Below are 9848 nucleotides of genomic sequence, written 5' to 3'. Positions count from 1 at the left end.
AGATAGAACTGTTCGCCTTGCAGGAACACGGCGTGCCGTGTCCGTTTTGGCATCTAGAAAGGATGCACGATGCGTTTGAAATGGATTTCACACACCGACACAAAAAAACATTGTAATTTCTTCCGGAATATGATACAATAAAAGAATATGTTTGGCATCGTTTTCCGCTGCTTTCGGCGGGTGCCGGACGGCTTGAAACTCACTTTTGGAGCGAATGATAGGAGGATCGCAACGCTATGCTGCTGCGTTTAACAGATATCAATAAATTTTACAATGGAAATCAGGTGCTCTCCCATGTTTCCCTCACCATCGAGGATCGGGACCGCATCGGACTGATCGGCGTGAACGGCTGCGGAAAATCCACGCTGCTGCGCATCATCACGGAGCATGAACTGCCGGATCATCTGGTGGAAGGGGATGGCGATGTCGCCTATTCCGGGAAGACCAGCATCGGCTATCTGGAGCAGATGGGCGGGTTGAATCGGGAGAGTACCGTCTGGGAGGAAATGCGAAGCGTGTTCCAGCCGCTCCTGGATACGCAGGAAAAAATGCACGCCCTGGAGGAACAGATGCAGTCCGGCGACCTCTCGGTCTCCGAGGAATACCACCGACTGCAAACGTGGTTCGAGGCGAACGACGGCTACCAGATCGACGTGAAGATTCGCACGGTACTGAACGGTATGGGATTCGGACGGGAAAACGACTCCCGCATCATCTCCGGCTTCAGCGGCGGTGAGAAAACACGGCTTGCCATCGCACGGCTGCTGCTGGAAGAACCGAACCTGCTGATTCTGGACGAGCCTACCAACCACCTGGACTTCAAGACGGTGATGTGGCTGGAGGATTACCTGAAAGACTATAAGGGTGCACTGCTGCTGGTCTCCCACGACCGCTATTTCTTAGACCGCCTCTGCACCAGCATTTGCGAGATCGAGCAGGGAACACTGACGCAGTACAAGGGAAATTACACAACGTTTACCCAGCTCAAAGAGGCGGCTGTGGCACGCCAGTGGAAAGAATACGAGATGCAGCAGAAAGAGATCGCTAAGCTGGAGGACTACGTGGCACGAAACCTGACACGTGCCTCTACGGCGAAGAGCGCCCAGAGCCGTGTGAAGCAGCTGGAGAAGATGGAGCGCATTCCCAAACCGCTGCGTGCGCAGAAACAGGCGAAAGTGCGGTTTACCTATGAAATCGACCCGCCAGTGGAACTGCTGAAGGTGCAGGATATTGACATCTCTGTGGAAAGCGGTGCGGAGCGCAAGACGCTGCTGCCCTCCCTGTCCTTTGAGGTGCGCCGTGGGGAAAAGTGGGGCATCGTGGGGGACAACGGCATCGGAAAATCCACGCTGCTGCGCATCTTGCAGGGCATGCTGCCCCATCAGGGGAAGATTCGCTGGACCAGCAATGTGAAGCTGTCTTACTTCGAACAGGAGAGCACCAACCTGCATCCGGCAAAGACGGTGATGCAGGAGATTCACGACCGTGTGCCGTCCTGGACAGATCTGGAAGTGCGGAGCTTGCTGGGACAGGTGCGTCTCACAGGGGAGAACGTGTTCAAACCTATTGGAGTTCTGAGCGGCGGCGAGCGTGCAAAGGTTTGCTTTGCGGTGATGATGCTGGAACACGGCAATGTCCTGATTCTGGACGAGCCCACCAACCACTTGGACATCGCTATGAAAGAGGTTATTGAGGAGGCAATGGCGGAGTTCCCCGGAACGATTCTGTTTGTGTCTCATGACCGGTATCTGCTGGATCACGTGGCAGATCATATCCTCTCCCTGACGGCGGACGGCGCTGCCGCTTACACCGGCGGTTTTTCAGCGTGGCTGGAGGCGCAGCAGAAGCAGGAACAGGCGGCGGAGGAATCGGCTGCACAGGCTGCGGAAAAACAACCCAAGGGTGAGAAGCCGGCGTATCGCTCCAAGAAGCAGCGTTCCCAGCAGGCAAAGCTGCGTGCCGACCTGCGCAGTCTGGAACAGAGTCTGGATGTAATGCAGGAGGAACTGGATCAGCTGACGGCGGAAATCTCGGACGAGGCGGTTTGCAGCGACTACCAGATGATGCAGGAGAAGTGCGCACGGATGGAAGAGCTGCGGGTGAGCATGGATGAAACCATGGAAAAAATGATTGCCCTGGAGGAAGAGCTGGGCTGATTCTCCCGGCAGCAGGACGGAACCGGCAGGTGCGGTTTTGTGCAAATCCCACCGGGGAAGATTGCGTCGGAAAGATCGAAAAATTGAAAAAAAGCGGAGAAATTTGTTGAATTTCAGAGAAAATATCTGTGAATGCTGTGAAAATGCATGAAGTTAGCAATTTTATTTGGTTTAGATTTGTTTAAAACGTGTATTGTATCCGGTTTTAAAATCATGTATCATAAGATTGTGTATTTGCATGGTTCGATTCTATCGAAATGAAAATAGAAAATGAGGAAAAAATTATGATGAAGACAAAAAAGCTTCTGGCTTTCCTTTTGGCTTCTGCTATGATGTGCACTGCATTCACAGCATGCGGAGATAAGGAGGATTCCAGCAAGGAAGAGTCAAGCGCAGCTGAAACCACCGCAGAGGAGTCCAGCGAGGAAGAAACCAGCGCTGCTGACGAAAGCTCTGTTGCAGGCGAACAGGTACAGACCGGCAGCTTCGAAGAGCCGGTTGCCGCTGAGTCCGGCGATGCATATCTGGCAATGGTTGACGGTGAGTGGTACGTACAGTACTGGGGCACAGATGAAGACCTGCTGACCTATGATGCAGGTGTTGTTCCGATCACTGGCGACGGCGAATATACCGTTAGCGTAAACGGCGCAACCGCTGGTCTGATGTATGATGTTACCGGTGATGCAAACGGCGATTACACACCGTCTGGCATGTCCTTCATGGCTGTCATGGTCAAGGACGGTACCACACTGTATCCGAACATGGCAATCGAGATCACCAGCATCAAGATGAACGGGGAAGAAGTTCCCATGACCAAGAAGAACTACACCTCTTCGGATGACGGCGTAGAGATGCGTGCAAACATCTATAACAAGTGGGTAAACAAGCTGCCGGAAGATGCACACGATGCAAACGGCGCAGTTACCGATGCTTCCGCTTATTCCGCACAGATCGTGGATAAGGACGCTTTCAACAGCGGCTGGACTTCCGTCGAGGTTACCTTCAACGTAACCGGTACTGGCAAGTAAGCAATACATCCCCAATCAAAAACGAGGGTCGTCCGCAGGCTGCGGGCGGCTCTTTTTCAGTAAATTAAAATGTTAACTTTTCGTAAACAATAAATTGAAACTGAAAAAGCGACGCAATTACGTGAATTTTCCGATTTTTGATAACAAAATTTTTTTTGAAAAAAGTCTTGACAAATCGCCGGAGATGGTGTATAATATTACTTGTCGCCACGGAAAAAACGACGACGAAAAATGATGGAAGCTTAGCTCAGCTGGGAGAGCATCTGCCTTACAAGCAGAGGGTCATAGGTTCGAGCCCTATAGTTTCCACCACATGGTCTGGTAGTTCAGTTGGTTAGAACGCTGCCCTGTCACGGCAGAGGTCGTGGGTTCGAATCCCATCCAGATCGCCAGTGTACTTTGCAAAAAGTACACTTATGCGGATTTAGCTCATCTGGTAGAGCGCCACCTTGCCAAGGTGGAGGTAGCGAGTTCGAGCCTCGTAATCCGCTCCAAATGGCGCTATAGCCAAGTGGTAAGGCAAGGGTCTGCAACACCCTGATTCTCCAGTTCAAATCTGGATGGCGCCTCCAAACGGATTGAGAACGCATCGGCGTTCTCTTTTTTTATAGGAAAAATTCAACATGTGTCGGAGCCTATCCCGCATCTGGGCGTATGCAGCAAGATGCGGAGTGGGCTCTTTTTATAGGAGGACGAAAATGGCGATTTATCTGGTGGATTATGAGAACGTGTATATCGAGGGCCTGGACGGATTGAAATCTCTCACAAAGTCGGACGAAGTGGTGATCTTCTACACGCAAAACCGCTGCGGACTGACTTTCGAACTGCACCGCCGGCTAATTACCTGTCAGGCATCGGTGCGCCTGATGGAGGTGACAGCGCTTTCCACACGGAAGAACACCGTGAAAAACGCACTGGATTTGCAGCTTTCTATGTACATTGGCTATCTGATCGGCAGACGGCCGCAGGTTCCGCTGTACATCATCAGCAAGGACACAGATTTTGACCTGGATTTGACGTTCTTTGTCCAGTATTTGCAGAACAGCAATTCCACGCTGGAGATCTGCTCTACCATTGAGAATGCGCTGAACGGCGTGGCATCCCTGCAGCCCAGCCAGATTCTGGAGGCAGCAGAGGAGGAAACAGCGGAGGCACCGAAAGAACGGAAGACTGCTGTCAAAAAGAACACGGCGCTGACGTTTCCGAAGAAGCTGAAAAAGCATGTGGCAGAGATTCTGGACACGGAGGACGAGAAGCTGATTCATCGGGTGTGTGCGATTCTGATGGCTGCGGACAACCTCTTGACGCTGAATAATCTCCTGGCACGTTATTACCACGATGGGCAGCAGGTGAAAGAGATCTACCATAAGCTGAAGCCGTCGTTCGAAGCACTGCGGGATGCGGCAGTTTCCGGCGAGGAGAACGCAGCATCATAAAAATGAGAGGATCACATAAAAAACCGCTCTCCGGTGTTCCGGAGGGCGGTTCTCATTTTTTTGGAATTTCTTGCGGCTTACGCTTCAGCGGTATAGAACGGAGCCTTGCCTTCGCTTGCCTTCTTGCCCATGGGCGACTGCAGCGGTGCGATGGTGCACGGCGCATATTTGCCGGCGATGGTTGCGGTAGCGTCAGCGATGGGCTTGACATCTTCCTGTGCGGTAACGGTCAGATCCAGAATGATCAGATGACCGTCCTTGCCGTTGACGTTGATGCCTGCCAGATAAGCGGCCTTGATGCTGGGAATCTCTGCGAACTTTTCTTTCAGCTCGTTCAGCATGTCCATGGGGATATTTTTCAGATCCTGAAGCACCAGACGGGGCTGGAGGCTGAGCACCTGATCCTTGTTGAAGGTGATGCCCAGTGTGAAAGGGTCGATGACGATGCCCACAGCGCTGTTGTTCGGGTCAGACATCATTGCGCTGTAGTTGGCGAGCGTCATGGGAACTGCCTGACAGGACGGACCTGTGCTCCACTTCTGCAGCTCCGGCAGACTGGTGAACAGCGGGAGCCATTTCTGGTCGTCACGGTTCAGCATAATGAATTCTGCCTTCGCAGTCACCTGATCGCCGGGCTTGATTTCGTTGGGGATCTCCTGCATCATTGCCGGTGCAATGAAGCGGGCCTTGCGAATGGCGTTGAACAGGGCGGCCTGTGCCTCCTGCGACTTTTCCTCACGAACGTGGGCAGCTGCGATGATCAGATCCGAGTTCGTGATCTTTTCGGCGCCGAACAGAGCGGTGATGACGTGTTCCGGATGATTTTCTGCCGGAATCTCCACGCCCTTCATCTCAGCCATCTTCTCCCGCTGTACCACGATGTTGGCTTCAGCCGGATTGATCACGATGCCCTTGATGCCGTTGTTCTTTCGCAGCAGCAGGTCGCTGTACTGCTCAAATGTGATAACGGTAGTCTCGGCATCCGCATCGTCCTTCCACTTCAGGAATTCCAGCCAGTCCGTGAATGCCGGAAACAGCTTGGTGCCGGCCTTGTTGGAAACGGCGAGCAGGGAGGCTTCCACCTGACGATTTCCGTTTTCGTCGGGAGTCACTTCGTCCAGATTGGTGCGAAGAGAGATCGGTGCGATGAAGGAAGCGTTTTTCAGTGCCTCCAGCATTGCAGCCTCGGTTTGCTTGTTCTGATTTTGTTTAAAATCTGCCATTGCGGCAACCAGCTCAGGGTTTTTGATTTTGGGTTTCTGCAATTGTGCCAATTTGGTTCACCTCATCCAAAGATTATCGCCCGAAATGTGGCTGCGAGCGTTGGACTTGCCGCGCAGGTATTTACAGGGATACTCTAAGTATAGCATACCTTTTGCAAAAAAGCAAGGGAATTTCCACAAAAAATACGAAGGTGTCGGAAATTGCTTTCACAAGTTGCCGAAAAAGCGGAGTTTTTCGGGAAAAATGAAAAACCAGAAGCTGCAAACTTTGCAAACCTCTGGCGATTTTTCATCTTCAATTTGGGGAAGAAGCGAGCCTTACGCGCGTTCTACTTTGCCGGAGCGCAGGCATCTGGAGCAAACGTATACATGACAGGGAGCTCCTTTTACAATCGCTTTCACACGCTTTACGTTCGGCTTCCATGTTCTGTTCGAGCGTCTGTGGGAGTGGGAAACCTTGATTCCGAAAGTAACACCCTTTCCGCAAAATTCACATTTAGCCATTCTATCTGCACCTCCTTACGAACATGTTTGCATGTCAAACCACTCGATAGAATGGCTTGAAAACTAACATATCTATTTTATCAGATTTTCAAAAAAAAAGCAAGCGTTTTGTTGGAATCTTTTCAATATTTTTTTATTGCACCGGTTTTCTTTTGAAATCAATGCGTAGATGCTGATTTTTCGAAAAATCAGACGAAAAAGATTGAAAAAACAAGATTCCGAATTCGGTGCAGACCGCTGCCACAGCCGGAAAAATCGGATTTTTTGTTCCTGCGACACGGGCACTCTGCGGATTTTTTGCCAATCGGGGAAAATAGACTTGAAATTCGGCAGAGAATCATGTATAATAGAAAAGAGTATCGTGTACAACATCCGCCTTTTGTTTTTGGACGGGTGTGTTTTTCAAAAAACGGAAACTGCCGCCTGAAAAACAGGCGCTGCGAAGGGAGTCTGCACATGGGTATTTTCAGCTCATTATTTCATTTGAATCGGTATATGCTTTTGGCGCGGGTGGTGATCATCCTGCTGATCCTGCCGCTGCACGAGTTTGCGCACGGCTGGATGGCTCGCCGGTTCGGCGATGACACAGCTGAGGCAAACGGTCGGCTGACCCTGAATCCGCTGATGCATCTGGATCCGCTTGGTTCTGTGCTCCTGCTGTTCACCGGCTTCGGCTGGGCAAAGCCGGTTCCCATCAATCCGGCACGGATGAACAATCCCCGAAAGGGCATCATCTGGACATCCCTTGCCGGCCCGTTTTCCAACCTGCTGGCAGCACTGCTGGGTGTGATTCTGCTGCAGGTGGAGTTCCCGTTTTATGCGGCGAACGCCGGCAGCGCCGTCCTGCTTGCCATCCACTACTTCCTGTCTGGATTTGTCACGGTCAACATCAGTCTGGCAGTGTTCAACCTGATTCCGATTCCGCCGCTAGACGGTTCCAAGGTGCTCATGATGCTGCTGCCCTACCGGCAGTCCTACTGGATGCAGCAGCACCAGCAGGTGCTTTCTATTGTGCTCTGGGTTCTGATTCTGATCGGCGCACTGAGCACACCGCTGAACTACCTGTGCAGCTGGATCGTGCAGTTCTTTCTCTGGGCGACCAACTGGATTGGCACGCTGGTTCAGATGCTGATGTGATCCATGGAGAAAATTTCGTTTCAGCTGGAGGTCTTTGAGGGGCCTTTGGACTTGCTGCTCAGTCTGATCTCCAAGCACAAGCTGAATATCTATGACATTGAGATCTCCCGCTTGCTGGAGCAGTATCTGGCGTATCTCGACCAGTGCCGGGAACAGGATCTGGAGCTTGCCGGCGAATTTCTGGAGATGGCGGCACGGCTCATCTATATTAAGACGGCAGCCCTTTTGCCGCGGCCGGAGGAAGCGCGTCGGGAAAAACAGGCGCTGCAGGGGGCACTGATCGAGTACGCTCTGTGCAAACAGGCGGCGCAGGCACTGGCGGGACGGTTTATCGGCAACCAGATTTTCGTGCGCCGGCCCATGCCGGTCTCGGTCTCTCCGGCGTATGCTCTGCACCACGATGTCGCTGTGCTGCGGGAGGCGTGGGATCAGATGGGGCAGAAGCGGTTTTCCCCGCCGGATACCGCACGGGAACGCTTACAGTCTGTGGTGAGCCAGCCTGTGGTTTCTGTGATGTCCAAGGTGGTCTATGTCATGCGGAAGGTCTATCACAATGAGCACGTCTATCTTGGCGCACTGTATGCCGATGTGCGGGAGCGTTCCGCACGGGTGGCGCTGTTTCTGGCGGTGCTGGAACTGACCAAACACGGCAGGATCGGCATCAGCGAGGACAGCACCTATCTTTACCGGCGGACGGACGGCAGGAAAAAATCACGCCGTATGGAAACGGCGGAATAATTCAAGAAATGCAGGAAATGATAATGGAAGGAAACACCAGTTCCGCACTGGTCGGTGCGGTAGAAGCGGTTTTGTTTGCCTGCGGAGAACCGGTTTCTCTGGCAAGGCTGCAAGAGGCTTGTCATGTGGGAAAGCCGGAGATCTGTCAGGCACTGGAAACACTGGAACAGCAGTACCGGCGGCGAAAGAGTGCACTTCATGTGCAGCAGCTGGAGAATGCCTACCAGCTCTGCACACGGCAGGAATACGCCGGCGTGATCGCACGAGCGGCAGAAACCAAGAAGTCCGTACCGCTTTCGCCGGCAGCCATGGAGGTGCTGACCATTGTCGCCTATAACCAGCCGGTGAGCAAGAGCTTTGTGGAGCATGTGCGTGGCGTGGACAGCAGTTCTGTGGTGAACACGCTGGTGGAAAAGGAGCTGCTGACAGAGGCAGGCAGACTGGCAGTTCCGGGGCATCCCATCGCATATGCGACGACACCGCATTTTCTGCGGTGCTTCGGGCTTTCCTCATTGGAGGAACTGCCGCCGCTGCCTAATATCATACAGCAGGAATCACCGGAGGAACTTCTGGAAGAGGACGCACTTCCAGCGTCGCAATAGGAGGTTGTGCTGCATGACGGGGTGGCTGATTGCGCTGGGAATCATACTGCTGTTGCTGTGCCTGCTGCTGATGCCCTTTGTGCTGCGTGTGGAGTACGACGAAACACGGGACATTTTCCAGTGGAAGCTGTCCTGGTTTTGCATTCCACTGCTGCGGAGCGACCGAAAAAAAGCGCAGCGTAAAAAGAAATCCGGTGCGCCAAAGCAAAAGAAACCGGCGGGCGACAGCGCATCACGTGGGAAAAAGCTGCGGCGGATGTGGAAACAGTTTCACGGAAAGCTCTCTGATCTGCCGAAATCGCTGCGCTGGCTCTGGAAGGGCATGTCCATTCGGGGGCTGGTCATCGGGGCACGTGTGGGGCGGTTTGATGCCAAGGCGTGCGCCATTGCCTACGGCGTGACCAACATGCTGGTGTTTCAGGCGCTGGGGCTGCTGAAAAGCTGCCTGCGGGTGCACGAAAAACAAATCGTGGTGCAGAGCGCATTCGGCAGGGAAAGGACGGATTGGGTGGTGCGCGGACGGCTGCTGGTTTGTCCGCTGGCAGCGTTGGCTGCGCTGCTGAGTCTGGCGCTTTCCTTTGGCGCAGGCGCACGGTCAAAAGAAGAACAGGGCGTTTCCAAGGACGCCAAAAAACAATAAACGGAGGGAAACTGTCATGCAGGAAAAACATCAGATTCAGGATCTCATGGGTGTGACCATGGAGAAAATACGGGACATGGTGGACGTTCAGACCATCATTGGCGATCCCATTGTCGTATCCGATACCGTGACCATTATTCCGGTTTCCAAGGTTTCTTATGGCTTTGCATCCGGCGGTTCTGACCTGCCGGCGAAGAGCACACCGAAGGATCTGTTCGGCGGCGGTGCCGGTGCCGGTGTTTCCATTCAGCCGGTGGCGTTTCTGGTGGTGCAGGAGGACAGCGTGCGTCTGCTTCAGATGGACGAGAGCGATGACCTTCTGGGAAGCGCCATTCGCTCGGTGCCGGGTGTTGTGGAACAGATCGGCGGGATTTTTAAACGTGG

At 53.0% G+C, this 9848-nt stretch carries 9 protein-coding genes, 4 tRNA genes and 1 pseudogene; 12 read left to right on the top strand and 2 right to left on the bottom strand.

Features of this window, described 5'->3' with window-relative positions; genetic code table 11:
- Positions 1 to 236 precede the first annotated feature (236 nt).
- The 7 genes from QZL66_RS05495 to QZL66_RS05465 all read left to right on the top strand — a co-directional run bounded on the left by QZL66_RS05495 (position 237) and on the right by QZL66_RS05465 (position 4620).
- Positions 237 to 2156 (top strand): ABC-F family ATP-binding cassette domain-containing protein, encoded by a 1920-nt coding sequence (locus tag QZL66_RS05495; RefSeq protein WP_022410732.1) that lies wholly within the window; start codon positions 237 to 239, stop codon positions 2154 to 2156.
- Between the two features lie 284 nt (positions 2157 to 2440).
- Positions 2441 to 3184: a hypothetical protein gene (locus QZL66_RS05490; protein WP_293601881.1), complete on the top strand. Its 744-nt coding sequence runs from the start codon at positions 2441 to 2443 to the stop codon at positions 3182 to 3184.
- Between the two features lie 236 nt (positions 3185 to 3420).
- A tRNA-Val gene (locus QZL66_RS05485) sits at positions 3421 to 3496 on the top strand.
- 3 nt (positions 3497 to 3499) lie between these two features.
- A tRNA-Asp gene (locus QZL66_RS05480) sits at positions 3500 to 3576 on the top strand.
- 26 nt (positions 3577 to 3602) lie between these two features.
- A tRNA-Gly gene (locus QZL66_RS05475) sits at positions 3603 to 3678 on the top strand.
- A 3-nt stretch (positions 3679 to 3681) separates the two neighbouring features.
- Positions 3682 to 3756, top strand: a tRNA-Cys gene (locus QZL66_RS05470).
- Positions 3757 to 3882: 126 nt separating this feature from the next.
- A complete protein-coding gene (locus tag QZL66_RS05465; protein ID WP_022410730.1) occupies positions 3883 to 4620 on the top strand; it encodes a PIN domain-containing protein in 738 nt (245 codons plus the stop codon).
- Between the two features lie 77 nt (positions 4621 to 4697).
- On the opposite strand, the gene QZL66_RS05460 is transcribed toward QZL66_RS05465, so the two are convergent.
- Positions 4698 to 5843 carry an enhanced serine sensitivity protein SseB C-terminal domain-containing protein gene (locus QZL66_RS05460; RefSeq protein WP_293601880.1) on the bottom strand — a complete coding sequence of 382 codons (1146 nt, stop codon included), beginning with the start codon at positions 5841 to 5843 and terminating at the stop codon, positions 4698 to 4700.
- A gap of 318 nt (positions 5844 to 6161) precedes the next feature.
- Complete coding sequence (gene rpmB / locus QZL66_RS05455) at positions 6162 to 6347, bottom strand: 50S ribosomal protein L28 (protein ID WP_022410728.1); 186 nt, start codon at positions 6345 to 6347, stop codon at positions 6162 to 6164.
- 456 nt (positions 6348 to 6803) lie between these two features.
- Here rpmB and QZL66_RS05450 point away from each other — a divergent pair, with 456 nt between their 5' ends.
- From QZL66_RS05450 to ytfJ, 5 genes and pseudogenes are all read left to right on the top strand, one after another.
- A complete protein-coding gene (locus tag QZL66_RS05450) occupies positions 6804 to 7484 on the top strand; it encodes a site-2 protease family protein (RefSeq protein ID WP_022410727.1) in 681 nt (226 codons plus the stop codon).
- A 3-nt stretch (positions 7485 to 7487) separates the two neighbouring features.
- Positions 7488 to 8222, top strand: a complete 735-nt coding sequence (locus tag QZL66_RS05445; protein WP_022410726.1) for a segregation and condensation protein A — start codon at positions 7488 to 7490, stop codon at positions 8220 to 8222.
- Between the two features lie 17 nt (positions 8223 to 8239).
- A complete protein-coding gene (scpB, locus tag QZL66_RS05440; protein ID WP_293601879.1) occupies positions 8240 to 8824 on the top strand; it encodes an SMC-Scp complex subunit ScpB in 585 nt (194 codons plus the stop codon).
- Positions 8825 to 8837: 13 nt separating this feature from the next.
- A complete protein-coding gene (locus QZL66_RS05435) occupies positions 8838 to 9464 on the top strand; it encodes a hypothetical protein (protein ID WP_022410724.1) in 627 nt (208 codons plus the stop codon).
- Positions 9465 to 9480: 16 nt separating this feature from the next.
- Positions 9481 to 9848 (top strand): annotated as a pseudogene (gene ytfJ / locus QZL66_RS05430) (GerW family sporulation protein); the annotation flags it as partial.

The sequence above is a fragment of the Ruminococcus sp. CAG:330 genome, from assembly GCF_000437175.1.
Taxonomy (GTDB): domain Bacteria; phylum Bacillota; class Clostridia; order Oscillospirales; family Ruminococcaceae; genus Ruminococcus_C.
This window is presented reverse-complemented; position numbering and strand designations above follow the sequence as displayed.

Bases quoted from the DNA above. Each gene is read 5' to 3' on its own strand.
- QZL66_RS05450 (WP_022410727.1), top strand. From the start codon at position 6,804: ATGGGTATTTTCAGCTCATTATTTCATTTGAATCGGTATATGCTTTTG.
- QZL66_RS05490 (WP_293601881.1), top strand. From the start codon at position 2,441: ATGATGAAGACAAAAAAGCTTCTGGCTTTCCTTTTGGCTTCTGCTATG.
- QZL66_RS05495 (WP_022410732.1), top strand. From the start codon at position 237: ATGCTGCTGCGTTTAACAGATATCAATAAATTTTACAATGGAAATCAG.
- scpB (WP_293601879.1), top strand. From the start codon at position 8,240: ATGATAATGGAAGGAAACACCAGTTCCGCACTGGTCGGTGCGGTAGAA.
- QZL66_RS05460 (WP_293601880.1), bottom strand. From the start codon at position 5,843: ATGGCAGATTTTAAACAAAATCAGAACAAGCAAACCGAGGCTGCAATG.
- QZL66_RS05445 (WP_022410726.1), top strand. From the start codon at position 7,488: ATGGAGAAAATTTCGTTTCAGCTGGAGGTCTTTGAGGGGCCTTTGGAC.
- QZL66_RS05465 (WP_022410730.1), top strand. From the start codon at position 3,883: ATGGCGATTTATCTGGTGGATTATGAGAACGTGTATATCGAGGGCCTG.
- rpmB (WP_022410728.1), bottom strand. From the start codon at position 6,347: ATGGCTAAATGTGAATTTTGCGGAAAGGGTGTTACTTTCGGAATCAAG.
- QZL66_RS05435 (WP_022410724.1), top strand. From the start codon at position 8,838: ATGACGGGGTGGCTGATTGCGCTGGGAATCATACTGCTGTTGCTGTGC.